The organism is uncultured Tateyamaria sp., from assembly GCF_947503705.1.
In the GTDB taxonomy this organism is placed as follows: Bacteria; Pseudomonadota; Alphaproteobacteria; order Rhodobacterales; family Rhodobacteraceae; genus Tateyamaria.
Window position 1 is genome coordinate 1 of the sequence record NZ_CANNES010000004.1, and the last position, 25,067, is coordinate 25,067.

Annotated in this window: 20 protein-coding genes, 1 tRNA gene and 5 pseudogenes; 18 read left to right on the plus strand and 8 right to left on the minus strand. The window is 56.1% G+C overall.

The genetic code is table 11. From position 1 onward, the window contains the following. Nucleotides 1-87: 87 nt before the first annotated feature. Together Q1A44_RS10700 and Q1A44_RS10705 are read right to left on the minus strand one after the other, a co-directional pair. Complete coding sequence (locus tag Q1A44_RS10700) at nt 88-3,000, minus strand: calcium-binding protein (RefSeq protein ID WP_299624285.1); 2,913 nt, start codon at nt 2,998-3,000, stop codon at nt 88-90. Between the two features lie 108 nt (nt 3,001-3,108). Next, the gene (locus Q1A44_RS10705; protein ID WP_299624288.1) at nt 3,109-3,531 is read right to left on the minus strand and encodes a hypothetical protein; all 423 of its coding nucleotides are present in this window, start codon (nt 3,529-3,531) and stop codon (nt 3,109-3,111) included. 388 nt (nt 3,532-3,919) lie between these two features. Between Q1A44_RS10705 and Q1A44_RS10710 the strand changes: the two are divergent. Continuing rightward, a pseudogene (locus Q1A44_RS10710) lies at nt 3,920-4,584 on the plus strand (IS5 family transposase); the annotation flags it as partial. Between the two features lie 886 nt (nt 4,585-5,470). Continuing rightward, a complete protein-coding gene (locus Q1A44_RS10715) occupies nt 5,471-6,409 on the plus strand; it encodes a calcium-binding protein (RefSeq protein WP_299624291.1) in 939 nt (312 codons plus the stop codon). A gap of 181 nt (nt 6,410-6,590) precedes the next feature. Here Q1A44_RS10715 and Q1A44_RS10720 read toward each other — a convergent pair whose 3' ends face one another. After that, nucleotides 6,591-6,911: an H-NS histone family protein gene (locus Q1A44_RS10720; RefSeq protein ID WP_299624294.1), complete on the minus strand. Its 321-nt coding sequence runs from the start codon at nt 6,909-6,911 to the stop codon at nt 6,591-6,593. Nucleotides 6,912-7,196: 285 nt separating this feature from the next. On the opposite strand from Q1A44_RS10720, the gene Q1A44_RS10725 reads away from it, so the two are divergent. The 4 genes from Q1A44_RS10725 (at nt 7,197) to Q1A44_RS10740 (ending at nt 10,221) form a co-directional block, all read left to right on the plus strand. Further along, nucleotides 7,197-7,454, plus strand: coding sequence for a hypothetical protein (locus Q1A44_RS10725; RefSeq protein ID WP_299624297.1), 258 nt, complete (start codon nt 7,197-7,199; stop codon nt 7,452-7,454). A gap of 460 nt (nt 7,455-7,914) precedes the next feature. Beyond that, a complete protein-coding gene (locus tag Q1A44_RS10730; RefSeq protein WP_299624300.1) occupies nt 7,915-8,139 on the plus strand; it encodes a hypothetical protein in 225 nt (74 codons plus the stop codon). Beyond that, entirely contained in the window at nt 8,076-8,420 is a 345-nt protein-coding gene (locus tag Q1A44_RS10735) for an antirestriction protein ArdA (RefSeq protein ID WP_299624304.1), read from the plus strand. Before Q1A44_RS10730 ends, Q1A44_RS10735 begins: the two co-directional genes overlap by 64 nt. 82 nt (nt 8,421-8,502) lie before the next feature. Beyond that, nucleotides 8,503-10,221 (plus strand): ParB/RepB/Spo0J family partition protein, encoded by a 1,719-nt coding sequence (locus tag Q1A44_RS10740; protein ID WP_299624307.1) that lies wholly within the window; start codon nt 8,503-8,505, stop codon nt 10,219-10,221. 515 nt (nt 10,222-10,736) lie between these two features. Here the strand turns inward: Q1A44_RS10740 and Q1A44_RS10745 are convergent. Continuing rightward, nucleotides 10,737-10,853: pseudogene (locus Q1A44_RS10745) on the minus strand (IS3 family transposase); the annotation flags it as partial. 424 nt (nt 10,854-11,277) lie between these two features. On the opposite strand from Q1A44_RS10745, the gene Q1A44_RS10750 reads away from it, so the two are divergent. From Q1A44_RS10750 to Q1A44_RS21890, 5 genes and pseudogenes are all read left to right on the plus strand, one after another. Next, nucleotides 11,278-12,816: a M10 family metallopeptidase C-terminal domain-containing protein gene (locus Q1A44_RS10750; protein ID WP_299624310.1), complete on the plus strand. Its 1,539-nt coding sequence runs from the start codon at nt 11,278-11,280 to the stop codon at nt 12,814-12,816. A gap of 151 nt (nt 12,817-12,967) precedes the next feature. Beyond that, a pseudogene (locus tag Q1A44_RS10755) lies at nt 12,968-14,126 on the plus strand (IS3 family transposase). Between the two features lie 61 nt (nt 14,127-14,187). Then, nucleotides 14,188-14,292: pseudogene (locus Q1A44_RS10760) on the plus strand (IS110 family transposase); the annotation flags it as partial. Between the two features lie 1,030 nt (nt 14,293-15,322). Then, nucleotides 15,323-15,538: a hypothetical protein gene (locus Q1A44_RS10765; RefSeq protein ID WP_299624313.1), complete on the plus strand. Its 216-nt coding sequence runs from the start codon at nt 15,323-15,325 to the stop codon at nt 15,536-15,538. Continuing rightward, nucleotides 15,535-16,539: pseudogene (locus tag Q1A44_RS21890) on the plus strand (recombinase family protein); the annotation flags it as partial. The gene Q1A44_RS10765 and the pseudogene Q1A44_RS21890, both read left to right, overlap by 4 nt. Before the next feature lie 12 nt (nt 16,540-16,551). On the opposite strand, the gene Q1A44_RS10775 reads toward Q1A44_RS21890, so the two are convergent. Together Q1A44_RS10775 and Q1A44_RS10780 are read right to left on the minus strand one after the other, a co-directional pair. Next, the gene (locus Q1A44_RS10775; RefSeq protein ID WP_299624320.1) at nt 16,552-16,914 is read right to left on the minus strand and encodes a hypothetical protein; all 363 of its coding nucleotides are present in this window, start codon (nt 16,912-16,914) and stop codon (nt 16,552-16,554) included. A gap of 121 nt (nt 16,915-17,035) precedes the next feature. After that, nucleotides 17,036-17,125, minus strand: a tRNA-Ser gene (locus tag Q1A44_RS10780). A 217-nt stretch (nt 17,126-17,342) separates the two neighbouring features. On the opposite strand from Q1A44_RS10780, the gene Q1A44_RS10785 reads away from it, so the two are divergent. From Q1A44_RS10785 to Q1A44_RS10815, 7 genes are all read left to right on the plus strand, one after another. Then, the gene (locus tag Q1A44_RS10785; RefSeq protein WP_299624323.1) at nt 17,343-18,230 is read left to right on the plus strand and encodes an SPOR domain-containing protein; all 888 of its coding nucleotides are present in this window, start codon (nt 17,343-17,345) and stop codon (nt 18,228-18,230) included. A 20-nt stretch (nt 18,231-18,250) separates the two neighbouring features. Further along, nucleotides 18,251-19,414, plus strand: a complete 1,164-nt coding sequence (locus Q1A44_RS10790; protein ID WP_299624326.1) for a D-alanyl-D-alanine carboxypeptidase family protein — start codon at nt 18,251-18,253, stop codon at nt 19,412-19,414. Then, nucleotides 19,411-20,067, plus strand: a complete 657-nt coding sequence (gene tmk / locus Q1A44_RS10795; protein ID WP_299624329.1) for a dTMP kinase — start codon at nt 19,411-19,413, stop codon at nt 20,065-20,067. The genes Q1A44_RS10790 and tmk overlap by 4 nt, the downstream gene beginning before the upstream one ends. Before the next feature lie 143 nt (nt 20,068-20,210). Continuing rightward, entirely contained in the window at nt 20,211-21,329 is a 1,119-nt protein-coding gene (locus Q1A44_RS10800; protein ID WP_299624332.1) for a DNA polymerase III subunit delta', read from the plus strand. After that, nucleotides 21,326-22,129, plus strand: a complete 804-nt coding sequence (locus Q1A44_RS10805) for a TatD family hydrolase (RefSeq protein WP_299624335.1) — start codon at nt 21,326-21,328, stop codon at nt 22,127-22,129. Before Q1A44_RS10800 ends, Q1A44_RS10805 begins: the two co-directional genes overlap by 4 nt. After that, nucleotides 22,126-22,929 (plus strand): MBL fold metallo-hydrolase, encoded by an 804-nt coding sequence (locus Q1A44_RS10810; protein WP_299624338.1) that lies wholly within the window; start codon nt 22,126-22,128, stop codon nt 22,927-22,929. The genes Q1A44_RS10805 and Q1A44_RS10810 overlap by 4 nt, the downstream gene beginning before the upstream one ends. 65 nt (nt 22,930-22,994) lie before the next feature. Beyond that, complete coding sequence (locus Q1A44_RS10815) at nt 22,995-23,924, plus strand: AEC family transporter (RefSeq protein WP_299624341.1); 930 nt, start codon at nt 22,995-22,997, stop codon at nt 23,922-23,924. Here the strand turns inward: Q1A44_RS10815 and Q1A44_RS10820 are convergent. Further along, entirely contained in the window at nt 23,890-24,789 is a 900-nt protein-coding gene (locus tag Q1A44_RS10820; protein ID WP_299624344.1) for a YihY/virulence factor BrkB family protein, read from the minus strand. The genes Q1A44_RS10815 and Q1A44_RS10820 overlap by 35 nt on opposite strands. 81 nt (nt 24,790-24,870) lie before the next feature. Beyond that, nucleotides 24,871-25,059 carry a hypothetical protein gene (locus tag Q1A44_RS10825; RefSeq protein ID WP_299624347.1) on the minus strand — a complete coding sequence of 63 codons (189 nt, stop codon included), beginning with the start codon at nt 25,057-25,059 and terminating at the stop codon, nt 24,871-24,873. Between the last annotated feature and the right edge of the window lie 8 nt (nt 25,060-25,067).

The window sequence follows — 25,067 nt, forward strand, 5'->3', positions numbered from 1 at the left end:
AACAGAACTTCTATGCACAGCGCGACGTGCTCGATATGGTCGCGTGAAATGAAGCTATAGGTCTCCGGTAAACCCGGGGCGGTTCACTTAGACAAATATGAGATCATCGTTGCTAAAACCTGACAAGTCGCCGACTGATTGCAGAACAGCCACCGCATCGGCGCCCACAGAGACGGTGATCTCATTGGTTTCGTTGTTGTAGACGAACGAGGTCGAGCCAGCGCCGGTGATTTGGAAAGTGTCCAAACCCAGTTCGAAATCGGTTACCAGATCGGTGCCGGAGGCCGAGTCTGTCGCGAAAAAGACAAACGTGTCTGCCCCAGCTCCGCCAATCAGAACGTCATTACCGGCGCCGCCCGCGATCTCGTCACTGTCAGCCCCTCCGCTGAGAGTGTCGCTGCCACCGCCCCCCAGCAGCAGATCGTTGCCGTCCTCGCCTGCCAGAACATCCGACCCGTCGCCCCCATCCAGCACGTCATTGCCGTTTGCACCCAGAAGCGTGTCGTCGCCGCTCCCCCCAGTGGCGGTGTCATTGCCTTGCCCCATCCGCAGTTCGTCATTGCCTGCCTCGCCATAGATCAGGTCATCGCCCTTGCCCGCCCCCATAAGGTCATCGCCCGATCCGCCCCAGAGCGTATCGTTGCCTCCATTGGCCCACATCGTGTCGTTGTCCGCCTCGCCATAGAGCAAGTCCTGACCGGCTCCACCGCCCACGACATCGTCGCCCGCGCCGCCCCACATGGTATCAGCGCCGCGCCCGCCCCAAAGAACGTCGTCGCCGATTTCGCCAAAGACCACGTCATTGCCTGTCCCACCGCCCAGAGTGTCGTGCCCAAGGCCGCCATAAACCATGTCGTTGCCAGCGCTGGCCCAGGCCACGTCATTGCCGTTGCCCGCCTCAATCGTGTCATTGCCACGCGCTCCGCCCAGGGTGTCATTACCTGTTCCGCCGATCACCAGATCGTCGCCAACCCCGCCCCAGACCTGATCGTTGCCCTTCGCGCCATCCAGTGTGTCGTCGCCATTGCCTCCAAAGATGACGTCGTGGTCGTCTCCCCCTTCAGCTAAATCACTGCCATTGCCGCCTTCAATCGTGTCATTGCCCCGGCCACCAAAGACAGAGTCGTGTCCGCTGTCCCCAAACAAGTCATCATGTCCAGCGCCACCATCTATCATGTCATTACCGTCGCCACCCGAAACCCAATCACTATCATTCTCCCCCCAGATTTGATCAGCTCCTTGATCGCCAAAAATAGTGTCGCTCCCGTTACCACCCCACATTACGTCGTCGCCCGAACCGCCATCAAGATAATCGGAGCCGGCCCATCCCTTTAGATTGTCCCCTCCACCTCCACCAAAAAGTGAGTCGTCACCTCCCCACCCACGCAGACTATCTGAGCCTTCGTCCCCATGAACGACATCATTGCCCGACCCGGAGTTTACAAAATCGTCGCCAAATCCACCGAACACGGTATCGCTTCCTTCGCCAGACGACAAACTGTCGTCACCAGCTAACAAATCCACGATATCGTCATTGCTTCCAGTCTCCAAAACATCATTTAGAGCCGTTCCTTGAAATTCTGAGTAGTTTGGTAGTTCGTAGACAAGCTGAATCACTTCGTAGGGTAGAAGTTCAAACGTAAACCCGCCGTCACTCAAGACAGCGCTTTCGTCCAAAACGGTAACAGTCGCCTGAACATCATGTTCATTTATATAGTACAATTCACCATTGACAGTAATTGATATCGCATCCTCCCAAGAATCCGTTCTATAATTAAAGTGAATGCCATCCGAGGTGGACTGATCATACCCAACTTGTATAGCCGACGTTAAAGTGCTTCCGAGGAAGAGATCCCCAAGACTGAACGTTACTTCTTCAACATCATGAGACCTTGATGATACGTAAACTACGACGCGATCATCGTCAGCATATAAGTGCTGGATAACTTCCGAGCTGGATTGCGTCACTACCGTTGGGTGAAACTCTAATCCTTGCAGATTAGAGGACATAAGATCAAAAATCGCTCCACCGACGCTATTGATAACAATGCCTGAGACAGGATCAACCAACACTTCATTTGGTCCAGTTAAATCACTTGATGTATTGACATGAGGCGGCCAAATATATGCTTCGTCCGCTCCCAACTCAAGTATGTGAGTGAAGTGGGAAATTAGGCTGGAAGCAGCTCTCATACCAAGTTGGTCCAAGTTAGATACGCGGATGTTCCACTCAGTAATATTGAGTGTAATATCATCTCCAAGCGCCTCTACCCACATAGCGTAGTCAAGGCTAATCATTTGGTCATTGGCTAAGTCCTGCTCAATAAATTGCGATCCACCGCGTAAGTAAAAATGTTCAACGACACCATCGATATTTTCCCGTGCTTCTGGCGACAACATACTTAAAAGTGTCTCGTTTGCTTCAATCGTCCGTGTTAACCACCCGCGGTCATCATTTGTGATATGGAACTCACTCATACTGCCGCCAGCATCGCCCATTTGCACCCAGATAGGTATGTCTACGCCTTCTTCTTCAAACGCCGCAGATATTTCCAAAACCGAGTCGTTAGCAACTTGACCATAGGAAGTTTCCGTTTGGTGATTCCAATATTCATTTCCTATTTCGATGGCATGAACAACGTCTGCAAAGTCTCTTGCGATTAAATGGGCAAATTCACCCACTTCTTCCGCACCTGGGTAGGCTTCATGTGTTGGAGTTACAACTAAGACCTTTTGCCCATTGATCCTTGCATTTTCTAAAAAAGACACCAAGTGAGCGGGGAGTTCACCATCAATAACCATGCCATCCAAATACGCGATGTCTGGTTGTCCAGCCGGATATCTGATGTGTTGTATGTCCAGTGCATCTACTGCGTCAACATAGTCTGAGTCTGGAACGCCGTTATCTGTGTTATGAGTATATAAAGCGTTACCGCCAAAGTGCTCAGAAGATACCACATGGCCCGTTTCATAATACTGCTGTAAAGTTAGTTCTGGCATTGGCGCCCCCGAGATTTCTTTTCAAAAGGGGTATTTGCGCTATCTCATCATTGCCATGTAACGTCAGTGGGTATTTTATTTATGTTCTATTGAAGTTCTCGAGGTTCCTTATTTTTGAAATTGTTCCGCCATAATTTGGACATTTTCCACCCATGGATAATTCATTTTGAGTGCTTTTGGGAACCAATGTTTAGTGCTTATGGTTGGATTATGGCAGTCACCTAAAATTCGATTTTTTTTGATCATCAACCAAATTGCAAGGAAACGTGTTTTTTGTAATTTGACGTACCTGCTTGTCAGCTTGGTGCCCGTTTGATCTCTGGCGATTCGTTGTCTAGAGTCAGGGCTCATGCCCAAAATATGATGGTTGCTACGAAGTCGATTATCGAGAGGAAAACCTTCTGGCGGCGGTCCCAGCAGATTGCCACGCGTCGGCAACACTTGAGCCTGCCTACCGTGATCTCGACCCGGTTGCGCCGTTTGTATCAACGCCTGTTCTCTTCCCGACAATGTATTATGCAGAAGTGTCACGAGAGGGGTATTTGAAAGTTTTCTTCAGCTGGTCTGGCCAGGGGCACATGAGCGTATCCCTTTGTCTGTTAACGATTATCTGGAGTATTTGGCATCGTTTACGTATTCTCTCAACAGCCAGCCGAAATCTGGCAATCTGCTTCGCAATTCTCGTGCGCAAACGTAGTCGCTGACCTGACCGGCCGTGACGGACAGGTTGGGCGGACTGCCCTGACTATCGCAAATCGCGTTCAGCTTGGTGTTTCATCTCTGCATGGGTGCGTCCGATCAAGCGTCCGCACCCTGTTTCTTCATGCCCATGCTGCTCGCTGTTCGGTAGGGTTTGAGATGCGGCGGGTTATTCATGACTAACTTTTGATCGCCATGCTCGGCTGTCAGGCTCGCTATTGTGCCCGATTACAGTACGTTGTGTCGTCGCCAGAAGTCTTTGAACGTGAACTTACCCTATCGCGGGGGAACTGGTTCGATGAACTTCTTGATCGTCAGCGCAGGAATCAAATTGGAGGGCGAAGGCGAGTGGAATGCACGCAAACATGGCTGCCCGAAATGCCGGATCTGGCGCAAGATGCATATTGGGTTGAATGGAAAAAGTACTAGAAGTACGGGCTGTAGAGATCAACACCAGCAATATAGGTGGTGCGCCGATGCTGCCAGAATTGCCAAAGTAAACTCCACCAGATCCGAACATAGGATCATGGACAGCCGATGGAGCAAATGATACGCGCAAATGCCACGAGGCGATTGCCGCCAGTAACGCTTATCAGCGATCCCGCCGCGCAAGAACGCCAAGCCCTGGAAAGCGACAAGCGCCGGAGCTATTGCCTAAAACGACGCGGTCAATGCGCCGCGGCACTTGGGGCGTACAGTGTTGCTGCGCTGAAGTGGATGCCATCGCCGAAGTCGCATCGCAACCAAGATGTAGTGTCTGAAACTGATGGGCTAATCGTTCATGGCACGGGACTTCGACGGGAGGTAGCGGAGATCCAAATCCGCATCGCCGTGCTCAATCGCTACGCTACGCTTCGCATACCCGTCACTGAATCTGTAGGCTAACCGTATTTGAGTTAAGCGGAAGAAAGTCATTCGCCCAATTTGTGCAAAAAAGCCGTTTCAGAATAATTAGTTACCCCCTGGTTGGTCGGACTTTTCAACACAAGAAATTCGCGCGAGGCGTTCTGGTTTGCGCGAACCATCGCCAATGCGATGACGCGTCTCTGTGACGTCAACCTGTCGTTAATGAGAGCCGTGAGGTATTTTACTGCCGTTTATGGAGGTAAACAATGAGCCCTTCAATAACTTCTCGCATGGCGTTTGCAGTGTTTGGGAATCCTCGTAGTTTAGATTCATTTGCTACGGCTCTTACCAGCAGTATCAAATCGATATGTTTCATATGTCTTCCTCGTACTCGCGCCTTGTTCTAAATTGAGATACTTTTGATTCAGACGTGTTAAAAAAACGTAAACTGGTAGGACCGCGGTCAAAATTCAGCTCATCTCGGGGGTTGGAACTTCAAGATGTTGTGGTTAGCTGTAAACTTTTGCTGACACTTTGATCTGCGTGAGGGTAGATCGTTCTGCTCTCGGGCTTTTGGGAAATGCAATTTCCAACTGCTCAAGCAAGACTCGAGAGACCAAAACTTGGAAAGTTGCCTACGCAGTATTTTTCAAGCCGGAACCCAAGTACTTTGAATGCCTTGCACAATATAGGCACTGTGGTTCAAGTGGCACTGACCTGCTCCCCGTTCGAGTAAGAGTTTTCCAACGAAATAGGCCCATAACGTAATTGCTGCCTGGGGTATGCATGGGGCACATCTGGTTAGCGGCGCTGGGGCTAGTGTAAGTAACGGTTAACCAACTCGCCAGATTTGCTTTGTCAGCGCTTACGACAGGGGCGTATGGTATCTTGGGCACTTTGCCGTCCGTTGGTTTAGGAAACAGATATGCTCTGGTTGGCAGGTTTGATGAGTATCATGGTTGTTGGCGCGGTTGGGATCACTGATATGGGTGGGGGCTCGAACGTGGACGATGAGGCCAACACGAATACCGGCGAGAGCGATGCGGCCACGAACAGCGACGACACTATCGATTATCCTGATGCGCCGGATGACACTGATCTGAGCGATGGTTCTGCGGATGATGAGACCCTGACAGGCACTGTAGAAAGCCATAGCCACTATGGCGGTATAGGCGATGACACAATTGCGGGCGGAGCAGGCAACGACACCCTGCACGGCGAGGATGGTTCCGACTTGATAGATGGCGGCGCGGGCGCTGACCAATTGTTTGGCCACAACGATAATGATACGTTGATCGGCGGGACGGGTAATGACACGATGCAGGGCTCTGCTGGAGATGACATCCTAAACGGCAACGCGGGCGATGACGCGGCGCATGGCGGGTTGGGCAACGATACGCTGAGCGGAGACGCAGGTCAGGACAGCCTCTTTGGCGGCTATGGCGACGATGTGATAAACGGTGTCCAGGACGATCCAGACACTCCCGAAATGGACGATACCGATACCGGCGATTTGCTGAACGGGGGCAGCGGTGAGGATCTGATCATCGCGGGCGAAAATGACGTTGTAATCCCCGGCAATGGCAACGACACCATTGTCCTCGGCAGTTGGATCAACGAAGGGCACGCGGCGGATATAATCAATTTCGATGCCGAAGATGACAATATCCTTCTGGTCTATGAAGATGGCGCGGCGGAGCCCGAGATCACGTTGCAACCCGACCCGCACGACGCGCAAACCACACATGTTTTGATGAACGGCGTGGCCGTGGCCCATGTGGGCAATGGGACCGTTTTGTCGCTTGAGCACATCGCGGTTATGCCGCTCAGCCTTGCGCAGTCATCGGGCATAACGTCGCTGTAGAAGCGTGTCACACCCGTGGATCGTGGTGTCAATAAAGCTTTGACATCGCAGTGCTTCTTTTACAATGCATCGTCACTTCCTGCGTTCCCCTCAGGGGCTGTAAACATGATACTCCGCAGGACGATTTCCTGGGCGACGTCAAAATCAAAAAGGCTTAACTTGAACGACGCCCGTTGTTGGATCACTTGACGATCAGCAGATCGTCCATGGATGCGCCATTTGCGACGGCGTCCTTCACCCAATTCGGCTGGCGGCCTTTGCCGGTCCAGGTCATAGCAGGGTTTTCGGGGTGGCAGTATTTTGGGGCTGCTTTGCTGCCTTTGGTTTTGGTGGCCCCGGTCAGTTCTCCAAGCGCAAAGCCCATTTCAGCCGCTTTGGCTTCCACAGCCGCCAGCGCTTCCTTGCGCTTGCGTGCCTGGAACGTATCAATGGCTTTGGTGGCTTGTTTTTGAATGGCCTTCAGTTCTTCGAGCGACAAATCATCCCAGTTGATGTCGGTCATGTTTGTATCCTTTCTTGCGTCTCCAATTATGGCGCTAGTACAATCGGCAGTCCGTCGCAACGTGTAGAACGATTTGTTTGGTTTATTCGCGCGGAGCGGGCGTTTATGTGCCCATGCCCGTTCAGAATGGCGTTAAACCAATGGGTTATGATGCCGATGCGCGTCAAATTGGGGGGTGGTGACCGCATACAACTGTATGTGTTTGATGGGTTTTCTTGATTTATTGGCTGAAGTGTGTTCCTTATTTGTTCCAATTGTTGAACCTGTATTGAGTAAGGAGTTTTTATGAGTAACCAACAAGACACCCGATTATCACCGACCCGCAAGCCCAGCCTATTGGGGTATTCAGTGCGCCCCATTGGTGATGGCAAGAGATCCTCGTGGAGCAAGATTGCGGCCGCCTGGGCGCATAAAGACGGGGAAGGCTATGAGGTGCGCTTTGATGCGCTGCCTGTGGATGGCCGGATGGTGTTTAGAGCGCCAAAGGAAGACGACCGAGAGACTGGCGATGTGATTGAACGAGAGCCGTCAGGCCTTGGCTAGAGTTTCTGCGTAAACACTGTGTGGGGAAGAAGCGTGCCGTTCGAGTGCGCCTCTTTTCTTTTGGGCGCATCCCTTCGGGCCAGGCTCGCGTGAACTGAACCCGCAAGTGCGGTTTCAACCCTACGGGCTTTGATCCTTTGCGCTGAACTTTAGCCGATCCAATTTATCCCTGCAGCAAGTCAAATCCAGGTTCGTTGGCTTCTCAATTCATTTGAGGCGGCTGTGCCGCCGCTTTTAAACCTTAGTCGGGGAGGCCGAGAGGCGTTGCCTCTTCTCTCCCCGCAAGAAAAACAGATCGAAGAGAAGCTTGTTTTGTCGGCTCCCCCTAAAGGTTGCCCCCAACAAAACAGAGCTTCTTTCGCCGATTTTTCTTGTCCCCTCCCATCTCCACTCTCGGCGAGAGCCAAGGGTTGCAGGCGCAACCCCTCCCCAAGGGAGGACAAAAGAGAAGGACAAGACCATGACCATTCAATTGCACGCACAGCCCTATGATTTGGCGGCAACAGGTTTTTGTTTTGAGGACTATGACGACTACGCCCAGAAGGCCACCAAGCTGCGCAACGACTACGGCGATCCCGTCGAAGAGTTTGAGATTCAGTTTATTGATGGCGAGGCCATTGATTGCGACTTGCGCAGGCCATCGGGATCAATCAGGCCAATCTCAAGCAGTTTCTTGAGGCTGTAGATGCGTGGGACGAGAACGACAAAACCCGCGTGATCCTCGCCGTGGGCGAATGTGGGTATCAGTTCAACGAAGGCACCCAGCCCAGCGAGTTCGACGTAGACATCTACCGCCTCGACACGATGCGCGACCTCGCCGAGCAGTTTGTCGAAGACGGTCTCTTTGGCGATATCCCAGCACCTCTTGCCTATTACATCGATTATGACGCCATCGCCCGTGATTTGAGCATGGATTACGCGGAAGCAACCGTTGCAGGACACCCCCTGATCTATTGCTGCGGATAACGGGAGTGCAGCCCCAAGCTGTCCCATGCGGACGGTTTGAGGGTGCAATTCCGCGCCAATCCAAAAAAATCAGGAGATTATTATGACACTGCAACATATCAACATCGAAGACCTTTCCGTGTCCCCCCTTAACGTGCGCAAATACGGTGCCAAAGACTGCGCCGATCTGGTGACCAGCATTCGCGCCCTTGGCGTGCTGCAACCGCTGCTCGTGCGCCAATCCGTAGACGGATTTGAAGTCATCGCAGGCCAGCGCCGCTTGAATGCGTGCCGCATCATTGCCGAGGACGGGGACATTGACCCGCTGCCGTGCCTTGTGATGGCAGAAGGGGACGATGCCAAAGCCATCGAGGCCTCTTTGGCAGAGAACATTGAGCGTCTGCCCATGGACGAGGTCGATCAATACAAGGCCTTTGCCAAGCTGATCAAAGAGGGGCGAGAGCCTGCGGATATTGCCACCACCTTTGGGATCACGGAACGCATGGTGTCGCAGCGTCTGGCCTTGGGGCGACTGCACGCACCCATTCTGACCGCCTATCGCAAGGGCGATATCCACGCCCGCGACATCCGCATTCTGACTATGGCGACAATGAAGCAGCAAAAGGCTTGGTGGGCGCTTGTGAAGGATGACGAGGCCTACGTCCCCACAGGCCACCGCCTAAAGGGCTGGCTCTTTGGCGGGGCACATATCCCCGTTGCCAACGCGCAGTTTGATGTCAAAGCCTCTGGTCTTGCCGTGGTGTCCGACCTGTTTGGCGAAGAGGCCTATTTTGCCGATGCCGAAGCGTTTTGGGTCAAACAGGAAGAGGCCATCCAGATGATTGCCACAGGCTATGAAGTGCTGGGCTGGGCGGAAACCGTTGTCATGGAACGCGGCGCGTATTTCGCCGGATGGGATCATCAAAAGACGACCATGAAGGACGGAGGACGGGTATTCATCACCGTGAGCCATCAGGGCGAGGTGACCGAACATGAAGGCTATATCACCCGCGCTGAGGCCAAGCGCCGCGAGAAGGCCGCAAACGCGGAGGCAGGGGACAAACCGCCCAAACCCGAACTCACCAAAGCCGCACAAAATTACGTCGATCTGCACCGCCACGCCGCTGTGCGCAGTGATCTGTTGGGTCAACGCAGGATCACCTTGCGTCTGATCGCGGCGCACATGATCGCAGGATCATCCCTTTGGCGGGTCGAGGCCGATCCGCAAAAAGCGGCAAAGCCCGAGATTGCAGACAGTCTGGAACGCAATGCAGGCCATCACCGGATGGAGGCCGAGCGCGCCGACATCAAAGCTTTGCTCGGTATAAACGACGACACGGCACTCATGGACACCGCGAATGCGTGGTCACCGCGTCCCTGCATCACAAAGGTCTTTTCCACACTCCAAAGCCTGTCGGATGCCGAGGTCACCCGCATCCTCACCTTCCTGATGGCAGACAGCCTGTCCGTTCACAGCCCGCTGATCGGCACCTTGGGCGAGACCATGGAAACCGACATGCGCAACCAGTGGTCACCAGAACCGCTCTTCTTCGACCTTGTGCGCGACAAACAGGTGTTGAATGCCATGGTGCGGGAATATGCGGGTGAAACAGCGGCGGATCAAAACCTGACCGCAACCGCCAAAACCCAACGCGCAATCCTGACCGCCTGTTTGGAGGGAACCCGCGCACCAGAGCGCGAAGACTGGATGCCCGACTATATGGCGTTTCCAATGGGCAGCGATCGCTATGAGGTGGACGAGACGAACGGTGACGTTGAGGCTTCCGATCACACCGACCAAGCGCAGGCGGAAGCTGCATAGCACATCTTTGTTGGATGGGTGATTCCATCCGGCAAGGTTTTTGTTGGGGGATAAAAAAAGGCGCGGGGGCCAAGTCCCTGCGCCGCACTGCGACCCAACAGGCCGCAATCTGATTGACGGCTCGCGCCGCCAACTTCTTTTTACCTATCAGTAGCCGAATTAAGCAGTTGGAATTTGCTATTGCGAACCAAAGCATGGCTTGGCAATTGTGTTGAAAACGGCAGCAAGCGAACAACTGCTGGCAGCCAAATGCAGCCACAGACTTCGTTGTTGATCAAATTGCATAAATTGCAAGCGAACCTCAGTCTATGACAGCGCCATATCATTGCAACAATCACGGATCGCAAATGCATATTCCCTTTGGTCGAGACGAGATCGCATCCTTCTTAGAGATAGTTCCTCAAAAAATTGACCTCCCTTGGCGTCGAGGCTTTTTAATTAAGTTGCCGCATTGCAACCGTCGTCCCGTCGCATCTTTAAGCTATTCAAAGATATACGATCTTCTAGAATATGCACTCGGTCACACCGATCTTCCGGATCGCATCCTGGCGCGGCATACCTTGCCCTGTCAGAACCCAAACTTGCCGTGACCTCGTAACAATCTCGTCGGGCTTGGGTCGCTTGGTTGCTATTGCTGGTTCTCCGTTTCCTAAACATCGGAGCGGACCACTTCAAAGGGGGAACTTGAGCAGTCGTTATGCCACCACGTATACTGGTATCGGTCTCATTCTGTATTGTCCAGATGAGTAAGCTGTCCCAGCGGCACCCAACCTTCTGCGAAAACGATGAGACCACGGCTGACCTGCTTCGATATTCGCTTTCGTGATCCAAGACCATGCCCACAACACGCGAACGCAATTTGTACGGATATCCCTTTCCAGAGTTCTATTTTTGCATAACCCAGTATCACTACTTTTGGGTTTCCGGCAAGAACGGAGCGGTTCATAGCAGTCGTAAAGTTTTTATCAAGATTACCATGCGACTGATGGCAACGGTCGTAGTTGCTTCAACGTCAGTTGCTTCAGGCCTTGAGTTAAATCGATGGGAGACGTCAGGATGACGGGTATTGAGTGGAATCTTGGTTTGCCAGTCGGCGATGATCATGCTGACACAAACAGAAACAACGGTTGGGGAGATACCGGTGGGCTGAAGACCCTCCCAGCCTTCCACCATTTCGCAGATTACTATGCGGTTCTGGAGGATACGGATATTCTCGCTGTGAACAATGGAGTGGTAACAGACTGTGTTAGCAACACTGACTCGACCTCCGATACAGGTTCGGGGTTCGGCAACTACGTATTTATTGAACATACTCTCCCTTGCGGAAACAACGTTTACTCGATGTACGCCCAACTAAGCTCTGTACATGTGACTGGGAGGCAACCCGCAGGAATTGGTGACAAAATCCGAGGTCACAACGGTGACAATACCATCACAAGTGCAGATGATGATAACGTGCTCTGGGGGGACACGGCAAATGACCTTATCCAAGGCCTAGTCGAGGATAAACTGCTCGGGGGGCTTGGTTCGGACACGCTCTACGGCAGCACTGGCGACGAACACCCGCGCGGCAAGCATGGCAATGACATGATTGACGGTGAGGCCGGGATAGACACCGTATTTTCTTGGGGAGAGTTTGAGAAGATTTCCAGTGTCGAAATCTCACCTAGCGTCACCCACATCGCTGGCATTCGGGCAGACGGTCAAGAGGGCGTCGATACGTTGACGGATGGAGAGTACCTAGAGTCTTTTGACACTACAATTGCTGCGAGCGACTTCTTTGAAGTAGCCCGCTCTGCGACAACTAACGCAGCGGATACGCAAGCTGAGTGCCTGATCTCCGTCGATGTGCGGGCGAATGATCAGACCAATGCCACGGATGCCTGGCTTGCCGAAGGATCAGTTATTCGCGGCAGCGGCGTCGTCTCAATCATCAGCGGTCAATTGGTGTACGACCCCCAAAACGACTACTCGCGTTTGCTGGGAGACCAGTCAGAAGATGTCACGATGAGTTACGCGTTTGAGACTTCCGGTGGTCAGACTGCGGAAGGGGCTCTAAACGTGGCGGTCAATTGGTCAATAATGGCAATGAGTGGTACAACGCATGACGACACCTTTGATGGCAACTGGGCCAATGACTTGCTTCACGGGGCCGGAGGTAATGGTACTTTGAACGGTGGCGCTGGCAATGACTCATTTAAGGGCGGGGTTGGAGCAGACATTTTAGTTGGAGGCTCAGGAAACGACACTTTGACGGGTGGTGCTGGGGCCGACGTGTTCGTGTTCGATCGGGAGGCTGGATTTGATACGGTGATCGACTTCGAGGTAGGTACTGACAAGATTGACCTGTCCGCGCATCTAGAAGATGTCGGGTTCGTATTGTTCGATCTCAATGGTGATAGCTACGCAAAGATATCCTGCTTTGAGGACTTCGCATTTGGCCGCCTAACACTGGATTTTGTGCAGAATGGCGACGATGCCGAAATATTCGCCCTATATGACGGTTTGGAAATAGGTCGTGATGGAAAAGGGCTCGTTGTGACACTTGAGAATATTAGTGTTGCTGATCTCTCCATTTCGGATTTTGTTTTTTAAGGTATGCAAGGCTCATTGGTGCATCATACTGGTTCATACGAATAAATACTCGCATAGTCTTCTAAAACGATGGACCAACTGGTTGACCTGCCCCGCGGAACTTCCCTCGTTCTGATGTAGAGTTTGCTCAACCTTTCGAAGGAGCAAACACATGCGAAAGAGCCGTTTCACTGAAGCGCAGATTATCGGGATGATCAGAGAGCAAGAAGCCGGAATGCCGACAGCGGAGGTTTGCCGCAAGCACGGTCTTAGCCAAGGCACGTTCTACAAATTCAAATCCAAGTATGGCGGCATGGAAGTGTCTGATGCTGCTAAGCTGAGGGCGCTGGAAGATGAGAATGCCAAGCTGAAGCGTCTGCTCGCGGATCAGATGCTCGACAACGTTGTGTTGAAGGACTTGCTGGGAAAGAGCTGACGACATAGAGCGAACGGCGGGACGCAGCGCTTCGAGCAATGCGGGATCACGACATCTCGCAGCGCCGGGCCTGCTAGCTCGTTGGTGTCGACCCCAAAACCGTCCGGCGCGAACGCCCGCCTGACAACCCAGAGATACGGAAAGAGATGAAGGCTATCGCGGCCAAGCGGCGTCGGTTTGGCTATCGCCGGATCGGCGTGATGCTGGAACGTGAAGGGTACGTAATGAACCACAAGAAGCTGTATCGGCTTTATACAGAGGAGAAGCCGGGTGTCAGACAACGACGGGGCCAGAAACGGGCGCGTGGCTCGCGGACACCGATTCCTGAGGCGCTGAGGCTGGGCAAGCGCTGGTCGCTGGACTTCCTGTCCGACACCTTCGGGGCATCGCGGAGGTTCCGCATTCTGGCGGTGAACGATGATTGCTGCCGCGAGAACCTGGGTTTGATGGCCGATACCAGCATCTCGGGTACCCGTGTTGCGCGAGATCTGGACGCGCTCGTCCGGCTCTATGGCAAACGGGTCAGCATTGTCAGCGACAATGGAACCGAGTTCACCAGCTGAGCGATCCTGAAGTGGGCCAACGATAACGGCGTCGACTGGCGCTACATTGATCCCTGCAAACCCCAGCAGAATGCCTTCATCGTGTCATTCAAGGGCAGCCTGCGAGACGAACTTCTGAATGAGGAGATGTTCGACTGTCTGGATGAGGCCCGCCGCAAATTGGCGCTCTGGCGATACGACTACAACAACGTCAGACCTCACGCATCTCTGGAAACCAAACGCCCGCAGAAGCGCGCCGAACGCTTGAGCAATTTGAGGGCTCCGCGCCCGGCGCGCTTGCCCAAACTGACGACGAAGAATATGAAAACCAGACCCGCAAACTCTCGTTATGAATGAGGGAGCCTCGGGGGGCAGGTCAGGTGTGTGCGAGCGTGGCAAGGCATTGTGAACTGCGTTGGTCTTGTGGCGGGTCCCTTGTCCCAGTGGCTTTACAGACACCTGGCCGAGGCCACGTTTGAGACTGTCGTGATGGACACACGGCAGGTTAAGGGCGCCCTGAAGCGTATCGGGGTGGTACTGCATCGCATGTGGCGCGATGAAACCCCGTTCCTGTTTACCCGAGCGGAGCCGATCATAGCCTAGCAATCTGATACCAAGAGGGAAAAAGCCCACGCGCAGTTGCGTGTGCTTTGAGGTCCCAACCGGGACGCAGTCCCCGATGACGTTGTCAGCGGACTAGATGCTGGAAAACCACCTCCAAGCACGCGCAAAGATGGGCGCTCGGGACCTGCACTGGGACCAGGCATGATGTGGCAGCTCTGGCGCTGACTACGGACGGAAGCATCACCCCAGTTTGGATCAATCATGGCACAACCAAACGTGGCACAAAGAAAGTCAGTAAAATGCCAGAAGCACTGTTCATACGCGAGAACCCTATTGTTACGACAGCAATGGGCTTGACACACGCCCCAATATGGAAGCCTGCTTTCTGCGCATAGCAGACGTCTCGGCTCGCTAGGTACGGAGCCTAGCGACGCTTACCTAGCCTAAGGTGTATCGAGCGCGCTCTTATGAGGAAAAGTACCAAACAACTTCCCAAATCCATGCGACGTGGAAGGGGCAGATTCCGGCGAAAAATAATGCCCTACCCAGCTTTGCTGGTTTGGCATTATTATTCACCGGTTCTAGTGTTTGCATCTTTTTTTAACATGTGAAGAGAAGTGGCTTCACGCCCACATTTGTTGGTTTCAGTTCGTTGATAAGTTTAGTGGCCCTGCTCAAAGCACCCCAACACTATCGAAACCTGGTTAATTATGAATGAACTCACCATCAGGCCATCTGCCTCTTGTCATGTCGTTGCGGCACACCTTTACCGCATGGGCGACCCCATCCGGCAAGCCTCTAAAAACGTTGGACAAAAACAGATTTTTGTGACATGATTAGGACTGCATTCCTAGAAATCCGCCCAAATTTTGGACCGCAGCCCGCCCGGCTGCGGCCCGCGCCCTTTGGCGCGTGCGGATTTGTTTTCTTAACCAGTAACTTCGAAACGCGCGCCCCAACAGGGGCGCGCGGGAAAGTGTTTTACATGTCCCCCGATCTCGACAAATACCGCCGCATCGGTGAGGCGGAAGGCGAATACGGGCTCAGCAATCAGGCTCTGCTCGCCCTTTGGGCGTCTCTTGAAGACCTTGCGGCCCGCCCCGACGATTATCCACCGATTTGCGTATCCACACCCCACGCTAAAGGCGACTCTGACCCCTCGCCTGCGCTACACTCAAACCAGAAGGAGGCCAGCCCATGACCACAGCCGTGATTTACGCCCGCGTTTCCTCAAAAGCGCAGCTCAAAAAGGGGGACGGCCTTGCCGGACAGGAATCCCGATGCCGCGATTTTGCAACCTATCGCGGCTATGACGTCGCAAAGGTCTTCTTTGAGCGCGGCGTCACAGGCCGCATCGACAACCGCCCCGCCATGCGCGAGATGCTCACATGGCTGCGCAAACACCGCAAAGACAGCCCCGTTGTCATCATTGACGACATCTCGCGTCTTGCCCGCAATCTCGAAGCCCATATCAAGTTGCGCGCCACTATCGGCGCGGTCGGCGCTCAACTGGAAAGCCCCTCCATCGAGTTTGGCGACGACAGCGACAGCCGCCTGATCGAGAACATGCTCGCCAGCGTGTCCCAACATCACAGCCAGAAAAACGCCGAACAGGTGCGGCACCGGATGAGGGCACGGCTCAAGACGGGGTATTATTGCTTTTGGGTGCCAACGGGTTATGCCTATGTCAAAGGGGCGGGCGGTGGCAAAGTCCTTATGCGCGATGAACCCGCCGCTAGCCTGCTCCAAGAAGCACTGGAAGGCTTTGCCTCAGGCCGCTTTGGATCACAGGCAGACGTGGCACGGTTCCTCGCCCCGCACCCGATCTTTGCACGAGACGCCAAGGGCAACATTCACCCGCAGCGCATCAAGAACCTGCTCACAAACAAGATTTATGCGGGTTACTACGCTTATCAGCCGTGGGGCATCGGCCTGACAAAAGGAAAGCATGACGCGCTGATCTCATGGGACACGTTTGAGCGTATCCAAGCCCGCATGAAGGACACCACAACGGCACCACAGAAGATCGCCAGCACCGACGATTTCCCTTTACGCGGTTACGTCGCCTGCGACGGCTGCGGACATCCCATGACGGGTTATTGGGCGAAGGGGCGCAACAAGCGCTATGCCTACTACGAGTGTTTCCAGAAGGGCTGCGAATTACGCCGCAAATCCATCAAGCGGGCGGACATCGAAGACGCGCTCGAGAGCCTATTACAGTCTCTGACGCCAAGTCGTGGATTGATCGCCGTCGCCGCTGAGATGTTCAAAGACATCTGGGACGGGCGTATCGCGCAGTGGCAAACCCAGCGGAAAGCGCAAAAGACCGAACTGGCGCGGATTGAGGCGCAAATCAGCAAAACGGCAGATCGTTTGATCGACACGACCAGCACCGCCACCGAACGCGCGCTCGAGGCCAAGATCGACAAACTCGAAGCACAGCGGGTCAAACTCGCCGAAGACCTGGCCTATTCCAAGCCAAAACCCGATGACTTCCAGCGAAAATTTCGAACCGCTCTGGCGTTTCTCGCAAACCCTTGGAAACTCTGGGAAACAGGCCGAGGCAGTGATCGCCAAACCGTCCTGAAACTGGTTTTTGACAATCCCATCCCATATGCGCGTGAAACAGGGTTTCGAACCGCAAAAACCACCATACCATTCAATACCTTAGACGATATCGAAGGGGCGAAAAGGAAAATGGCGGAGACTGTGGGATTCGAACCCACGGGACGCTCTCACGCCCAACGGTTTTCAAGACCGCCGCATTCGACCACTCTGCCAAATCTCCGTCAAACCATGCTTTAGGCACGCCCGCGCGATTCGGCAAATAGGCAAACGCACGAGGAAAATTGCCGATCACGCAGACCCACGCTTTTCAGAACGGCCATCGCGCGCTATGGTGATCCCATACATCCGCTTCGGCGGACCATAAATACGTGTCGCAAACGGCGCGATCGGCCCAAAAAACGGGCCACACAGGCATATAGCAGGCAAGGACGCAGTCCATGAGCAGAGCATTCACATCCCCTAGGTTGCGCACAGGCGCGGCGCTGATCCTCGCAACCAGCCTATTGGCCGCTTGCGACGAAAGCGGCCAGTTTGTCGCCATGCAAGCGTTCCAGCCCAAAAACACCGACACGCAAGGCGCGCCAGACCTAACTGCCGCCATCAAGACAGTTGAGCGGGATGTCGAAGCGCCAGATGTGTTCTCTGCCACCGAGGCAGGCCTTTGGGACGGTCGCCCATCGCTTGGCGGCGTCTGGGTCGCGCATCCCGACGTGAAAGAGCCCGAGCGGGTGATCATCCGCAACCCCAGCAATGACAAGTTTGTTGTGGGCGCGCTCTTCCGGCGCGAACGGGACATCCCCGGCCCGCGCATCCAGATCAGTTCGGATGCGGCAGAAGCCCTTGGCATGCTGGCAGGTGCGCCTGCGGAGCTGAACGTGACAGCCTTGCGCAAGGAAGAAGTTGCCGTGGCCCCAGAAACGCCGCCACTGGTCGAAGCCGTGGAGGCTCCGGGCGAGATTGCATCAACGACACTTGACCCGATTGCCAGTGCCGCCGCCGCGATTGACGCACCCACGCCTGGCATCCAGCCTGCAGCAACCACTCCGGCGCCAGCACAAGTGGCCGCGACAACGCGGCCGGCGGCGTCCAGACTTTCAAAACCTTTCATCCAGATTGGCATCTTTTCGGTTGAGGCCAATGCCGAACGCACCGCCAAGCAGATGCGCGGCGCGGGCATCATCCCAACGGTCAAGCAGTTCGACCGGGACGGCAAGCCGTTCTGGCGCGTTGTGGTCGGCCCTGCCGCCACATCGGGCGAGCGCACGCAACTGTTGGGCAAGATCAAGGATGAGGGATTCACTGACGCATACGCTGTCTCAAACTGATCCTGAAGAGGACCCAAACCTTGATCCGCACCCTCGCTGCCACTGCTTTGCTGATCGCAACGGCTCTGCCCGTCACCGCGTTTGAAACGCGGGCGACGGCGGCATACGTTTATGACCTGAGCACAAGCACGGTCCTGTTGAACAAGAATGCAGACGCGCCTCTGCCGCCTGCATCAATGTCCAAGCTCATGACGCTTTATGTGGCGTTTGAGGCGATTGAACGGGGTCAATTGCGGATGACGGACGAGCTTGTCGTCTCGGCTCATGCCAACAGCTTTGGCGGCTCGACCCTGTTTCTGAAAACCGGCGAACGCGTCACGGTCGAAGAGCTTATCCGCGGGATCATCGTCTTGTCGGGCAATGATGCCTGCGTGGTGATCGCCGAGGCGCTCAGCCCCGATGGGACCGAGGGCGGCTTTGCCAGGATGATGACCCGGCGGGCGCAGGATATGGGCATGACCAACTCCACTTTCGCCAATTCCAGCGGCTGGCCTGCTGCGGGACACCGGATGTCGATGCGCGATCTGGGGCTGCTGGCCACGCGCCTGATCGAGGATTTCCCGGAATACTATCCGATGTTTTCGGAAACCGAGTTTCTCTTTGATGCCACGGAATCGGCCAACCGGTTCAACCGCAACCCCCTTCTCAAACTTGGGATCGGGGCCGATGGGCTCAAAACCGGCCACACCCAAGAGGCGGGTTATGGCCTGACCGGGTCGGCCAAACAGGGTGACCGCCGCGTCGTTTTTGTGGTGTCGGGCCTCGACAGCACAGCCGCGCGGGCGCAGGAATCCGAGGCCATCGTCAACTGGGCCTTCCGGCAGTTTGCCGAACGCACCTTGGCGACCGAAGGCGAACGGATCGCAACAGCGCAGGTCTGGGAAGGCGCGGAACCGATTGTCGGGCTTGTTCCAGCCGCAGATATCTCCGTGCTGCTTCCCGTGCTTGCCGGAAATGAGGTCAGCGCCGAAGTGGTCTATAATGGCCCCGTTCAAGCCCCGATTGCCGCGGGCACACCACTGGCCGAACTGGTGCTGCAACCCGAAGGACTGCCAGAGCAACGCTTTGCGCTGGTGGCTGAGGCAGACGTGGCGCATGGCGGTTTTCTTGCGCGGATCTCAACGGCAGCCATGTCCCTCATCGACCGGATCAGCAGCAGGTCCACATCCGAAAGCGGCGCGTGAGCACCGGCACTTTCATCAGTTTTGAGGGGATCGACGGCTCGGGCAAGTCCACCCAGGCCCGCATGTTGGCCGATCACTTGCGCAGCAAAGGCCATGATGTCGTGCTAACCCGCGAGCCGGGTGGCTCACCGGGCGCTGAAGAAATCCGCGCGCTGGTGCTGCAAGGCGATCCGGACCGCTGGTCCGCCGAAACCGAATTGCTGCTCTTCACCGCCGCGCGGCGCGATCATATGGAGCGGTTGATCCTGCCCGCCCTGGCGCAGGGCAAGATCGTAATCTGCGACCGCTTTGCAGACAGCACGCGAATGTATCAGGGTCTCAGTCGCGGTGACTTGCGCGGTACAGTGGACGCCTTGCATACCTTGATGATCGGCCGCGAACCCGATCTGACACTTCTGATCGACATGGACCCAGAACAAGGTCTGGCGCGCGCCAAGGGGCGACAGGGTAGCGAAGAGCGGTTTGAGGACTTTGGCACCGAATTGCAAACCAAGATGCGGGCCGGTTTCCTTGCCCTGGCCCAAGAATTCAACAGCCGTTTTCGGGTAATAGACGGCGCGCGTAACATCGAAGCTGTCGCCACAGACGTAACAAACGCCGCACAAACACACCTCGCACGCAAAACCGACGCGTCCGCTTCTCTCAGCGAATAGTATCCTCAGGTTTTGGGGAGTGGCCCCAATGCACACCCTGTCGAAATGCACGCAATGAACTTCGCGTACCCTACACAACATGGGTTGCAAAGTTCATACGAATTTCCTGTCCCCCCGCCGCGCCGCAATGCTACATCCCGCACATGGCAGACGACACCAATGACCCAACCCGCGTGCCCGGCGCACCGCATCCGCGTGAAACCAAGGCGTTGATCGGCCAAGACGCCGCCCAGGCTGCTTTTCTTGATGCATTCACCACCGGTCGCCTGCATCACGCCTGGCTGTTGACCGGCCCGCGCGGCGTGGGCAAGGCTACCTTGGCCTGGAAGATCGCGCAGTTCCTGCTTGCCACGCCGGACATTGACGCCGATGACATGTTTGGCGCGCCCGTTCCAACCTCGCTCGACATCGCCCCGGAACATCCTGTGGCCCACAGGGTCGCGGCCGGGGCCGAGCCAGGTTTGAAATCCGTGCACCGTAGCGAAAATGAAAAAACCAAGCGGTTGCGCGATCAGATCACCATTGATGACATTCGCGCACTTGCCGGCTTCTTTCAGCTGTCGGCCACCGATGGGGGGCGCAGGGTCGTGATCATCGACGCGGCCGACGAGATGAACGCAAACGCCGCAAACGCCTTGCTCAAAATGCTCGAAGAACCGCCCGCTCGCACCACACTGTTGCTGGTCTGTCATCAACCCAGCCGCCTGCTGCCTACAATCCGCTCGCGTTGCCGCACTTTGCGGCTGGGTCCGCTGAACGCTGATCAAATGACCCACGCCATGGCCCAGGCGGGCGTTACCCCCGGCGCCGACAGCACCGCACTGGCAGAACTGAGTGCCGGTTCGGTGGGCGACGCGCTGCGCCTGGCCTTGCTGGACGGGTTGAAAATCTATGCCGAAGTGATCGCCCTCTTGGGCACCATGCCAAACCTGGACCGAGCGCGCGCTTTGGCGCTGGCAGAGGCGGCGGCGCAGCGCGGTGCTGATCAACGGCTGGACTTGCTTTATACGCTGATCGACATCGCGCTGACGCGGCTTGCCCGGACCGGCGCGACCGGCCAGCCCCCCGCAGTCGAGGCAGCACCAAACGAGGCCGCAATCCTGACCCGACTGGCTGGCACGCAATCCCAGGCCCGCGCCTGGGCTGACACCGCGCAATCCGCGCTGGCACGGGCGCGTCATGGCCGGGCGGTCAATCTTGACCCCGCGGCCCTCGTGCTCGATACGCTGTTCAAGCTTCAGCAAACGGCGCCCCCGCGATGACCCCACCCGAGATTACCGACAGCCATTGCCACCTCGATTTCCCCGACTTCGAAGGGCAACTGGACACGTTCATCGAAAATGCCGCCGCAGCAGGCGTCACGCGCATGGTCACGATCTGCACCAAGCTGAAAAACGAACCCAATGTGCGCGCTATTGCCGAAGCGCACGCACCGGTTTTCTACGCCGCAGGCACCCACCCGATGAGTGCCGCCAGCGAACCTTTGGCCAGTGTGGAAGAGCTGATCACCCTGTCGCGGCACGGCAAATTCGTCGGGATCGGTGAGACGGGGCTCGATTACCACTACACTGCCGACAGCGCGGACATCCAACAGCAATCGCTGCGCATCCATATCGCTGCGGCCCGCCAAACGGGCTTGCCACTGATCATTCATGCCCGCGCCGCCGATAAAGACATGGCCCAAATCCTGTCCGAGGAATACCAAAACGGCGCTTACACCTGTGTCATGCACTGCTTTTCCTCGACCCAGGCGCTGGCCCACGCAGCCCTCGATCTGGGCTTTTACCTCAGCATGTCCGGCATTGCCGCGTTCCCCAAAAGCCAGGAACTGCGCGACATCTTTGCCAGCGCACCTATCGACCGGATCCTGATCGAAACCGACGCGCCCTATCTGGCACCGCCTCCCTACCGGGGTAAGCGGAACCAACCCGCTTATGTGGCGCACACTGCCCAAAAAGGGGCCGAGATTTTCGGCCTTGGCTATGCCGAATTTGCGGCACAGACGCAAAAGAACTTCGACCGCTTGTTCTCCAAGGCGGCCGCGTACAAAGTAAGCGCATGACCGACACGCTGACCTTCACGATCCTGGGCTGCGGCTCTTCCGGGGGTGTCCCACGCTTGGGCGGGCATTGGGGGGATTGCGACCCGGCGAACCCGAAAAACCGGCGGCAACGCTGCTCGCTTTTGGTGGAACGGTCCGGGCCCGATGGCACGACCTCCGTTCTTATCGACACGTCACCTGACCTGCGCAACCAGTTGCTGACGGCCGAGGTCGGACGCCTCGACGGGGTCATCTATACGCACGCCCATGCCGACCATGTGCACGGGATCGATGATCTGCGAATGGTTGTCTTCAACATGCGCGCACGGCTTCAGGTCTGGGCCGACGGCCCGACCCAAGACGCGCTGCTCAGCCGCTTTGGCTATGTCTTTGTCCAGCCCAAAGGGTCGCCCTACCCACCAATCCTGGAACTGAACACCATTGACGGAAACGTTACCATCGACGGCACGGGTGGGCCAATCACGCTCCAACCCTTTGAAGTCGGACATGGCAGCATCGACGCCCTGGGCTTTCGGATCAACGATGTGGCCTACCTGCCCGACGTGGCCGACATTCCCGACACCGGCTGGGCCAAGTTGCAAGGGCTGGACTGCTGGATCGTGGACGCGTTGCGTCGTGACCCGCACCCCACCCACAGCCACCTGTCCAACACGCTGGACTGGATCGGACGGGCCGAACCAAAGCGGGCGGTGCTGACCAACATGCATATTGATCTGGACTATGACACTGTCCTTGCCGAAACCCCTGACCACATTGAACCCGCCTATGACGGCATGAAGCTGAGCTTTCCCGTCCGGTAACGTCTCTGTTCCAAAAAATCCCCGCCGGAGGCATTTGCCGCTTCCGCACGCGCAAAGGCCCGATCATGCAAGCGCTTCTCGACGTCATCCTGCCTGTCTTTCTGGTGATAGGCTTTGGCTATGTCGCCGTATGGAAGGGGCTTTTTCCGGCAACGGGCGTAGATGCGCTGATGAAATTCACCCAGCAATTTGCGATCCCTTGCCTGCTCTTTTCCGCCATCGCCAAGCTTGACCTGTCGGCCAGCTTGGACGCGCGCCTGTTGATCAGCTTTTATGCGGGCGCGGCATCCGGGTTTTTCTTGGGCTTTGCGGGCGCTCGGATCCTCTTCAAGCGCGATTGGGAGGATTGCGTGGCCATCGGCTTTTGCTGCCTCTTTTCCAACTCTGTCCTTCTGGGGCTGGCCATCAACGAACGCGCTTACGGTCAAGAGGCATTGGCCGGGGCCTATGCTATCATCGCATTTCATTCGCCCTTTTGCTACGGCCTTGGCATCACGGCAATGGAGATCGCGCGCAATCGGGGCCAGTCGCCGCTGGTCATGGCGCGCGGTGTTGCCCGGGCCATGTTCCGCAATGCGCTGGTTCTGGCGATTGCCGCAGGCTTTATCGTGAACCTTACCGGTCTGGTGTTGCCCAACGTGCTGAACGACGCGCTTGATCTGGTGATCCGTGCCGCCTTGCCCACCGCGCTTTTTGCCCTTGGCGGCGTGCTGATCCAGTACAAGCCCGAAGGCGACGCGCGGGTCATTGCCATGGTCTGCGCCATCTCACTGATTGCACATCCCGCAATCACATGGATGCTGGGAACGTCCCTTTCAGTACCCCGTGATGTCTTCAATCCGGGCGTGTTGACGGCTGCCATGGCACCGGGCGTAAACGCCTATATTTTTGCCAATATGTATGGCCGGGCGCGTCGGGTGGCTGCGTCATCGGTTTTGGTGGCGACAGCGGCATCGGTGATTACGGCGTGGCTGTGGTTGATGGTTCTGGGATAGACAGCCGCGCGCGACGCGCCCGCGCCAGTTGTGCATTGAGGGCCGCGCCCAACAGCACCAGATAGGCGCTGATGAACAACCACATGAGCATCGCGATCACCGCCCCGATGGAACCATAGACCTCGTTATAGGTCCCGAAATTTTGCAGGTAGACCGAAAACCCGACCGACGCGCCGACCCAGCCGATCGCAGCAAAGACAACACCGGGAGAGATCAGGCGGGGCCGCGCGGCACCCAGATTTGGACCCAAGCGGTAGATTAGCGCAAAGCCCGCCAACAGCACACCGATCCCCACGACCCATCGCAGAACCTCGACCCCAAAGACAGCCCAGGCGCCAAGGGGCACAAAGGCCAGCACGAGGGGCAGCACCACAATACAGGCCATCGCGACCAGCACGACGCCCATCAGGCTCAGCGTCAGTAACAGCGCACGCAGGTAATGCGCAAAGCCACTGCGGTTCGGCGCTTCATAGATCGCGTTCAATCCCCGGATCAGGGCGGCAACCCCGGCCCGCGCAGACCACAGCGCCAGCCCAAAAGACAGCACCGACGCCCAGCCCAACGTCAGCCCGTCAGTCGTTGCCAGCCGTACCAACTGCCCCGCCAGCAAACTGTAAACATCCGCCGGGATCAGCGCCTGAAACTCCTCTAGCTGCGTTAGGGCAAAGGCCGGATCGCCCACCAAGCCCCAAAGCGCAATAGTGGCGGCAAGCCCCGGAAAGACTGAAAGGATCGCATAAAACGCGACGCCTGCCGAAATTAGCCCAAGGTTCTTTTCATCAATAATCTGAAAGAGTTGCCGCAGTGCCTGCCACCAGACACGTGGGTCCAAAGGCGGGCGGGCCTGCAAAACGGGGTCAGACATGAAACAAGGCACGAACAGAGGTAAACATGCGTGCGATTGTGACGACCCGCCACCAAATTGGCAAACCGTTTGCCGGATCGGCTAGCGCATGCGCCGGGGCCGCGGGTCAGAGGCGGACAGCAACAACAATCCCACCAGCGGCGTCAAGATCAGCGAGGTAAAGAAATAGGTCCAGCCGCCCAATTTCCGGTTGCGGCCCAACAGACCAAAGAATGCGGCAATCGAGATATAGATCACTGCGATCCAGATCGTACTGACGTGAATAACCATATGTGTTC

What these genes read in the sequence shown, in the direction of transcription:
- Q1A44_RS10700 (WP_299624285.1), bottom strand. Translation starts at nt 3,000, where the DNA reads ATGCCAGAACTAACTTTACAGCAGTATTATGAAACGGGCCATGTGGTA.
- Q1A44_RS10715 (WP_299624291.1), top strand. Translation starts at nt 5,471, where the DNA reads ATGCTCTGGTTGGCAGGTTTGATGAGTATCATGGTTGTTGGCGCGGTT.
- Q1A44_RS10720 (WP_299624294.1), bottom strand. Translation starts at nt 6,911, where the DNA reads ATGACCGACATCAACTGGGATGATTTGTCGCTCGAAGAACTGAAGGCC.
- Q1A44_RS10725 (WP_299624297.1), top strand. Translation starts at nt 7,197, where the DNA reads ATGAGTAACCAACAAGACACCCGATTATCACCGACCCGCAAGCCCAGC.
- Q1A44_RS10730 (WP_299624300.1), top strand. Translation starts at nt 7,915, where the DNA reads ATGACCATTCAATTGCACGCACAGCCCTATGATTTGGCGGCAACAGGT.
- Q1A44_RS10740 (WP_299624307.1), top strand. Translation starts at nt 8,503, where the DNA reads ATGACACTGCAACATATCAACATCGAAGACCTTTCCGTGTCCCCCCTT.
- Q1A44_RS10750 (WP_299624310.1), top strand. Translation starts at nt 11,278, where the DNA reads ATGACGGGTATTGAGTGGAATCTTGGTTTGCCAGTCGGCGATGATCAT.
- Q1A44_RS10765 (WP_299624313.1), top strand. Translation starts at nt 15,323, where the DNA reads ATGTCCCCCGATCTCGACAAATACCGCCGCATCGGTGAGGCGGAAGGC.
- Q1A44_RS10785 (WP_299624323.1), top strand. Translation starts at nt 17,343, where the DNA reads ATGAGCAGAGCATTCACATCCCCTAGGTTGCGCACAGGCGCGGCGCTG.
- Q1A44_RS10800 (WP_299624332.1), top strand. Translation starts at nt 20,211, where the DNA reads ATGGCAGACGACACCAATGACCCAACCCGCGTGCCCGGCGCACCGCAT.
- Q1A44_RS10805 (WP_299624335.1), top strand. Translation starts at nt 21,326, where the DNA reads ATGACCCCACCCGAGATTACCGACAGCCATTGCCACCTCGATTTCCCC.
- Q1A44_RS10810 (WP_299624338.1), top strand. Translation starts at nt 22,126, where the DNA reads ATGACCGACACGCTGACCTTCACGATCCTGGGCTGCGGCTCTTCCGGG.
- Q1A44_RS10815 (WP_299624341.1), top strand. Translation starts at nt 22,995, where the DNA reads ATGCAAGCGCTTCTCGACGTCATCCTGCCTGTCTTTCTGGTGATAGGC.
- Q1A44_RS10820 (WP_299624344.1), bottom strand. Translation starts at nt 24,789, where the DNA reads ATGTCTGACCCCGTTTTGCAGGCCCGCCCGCCTTTGGACCCACGTGTC.
- Q1A44_RS10825 (WP_299624347.1), bottom strand. Translation starts at nt 25,059, where the DNA reads ATGGTTATTCACGTCAGTACGATCTGGATCGCAGTGATCTATATCTCG.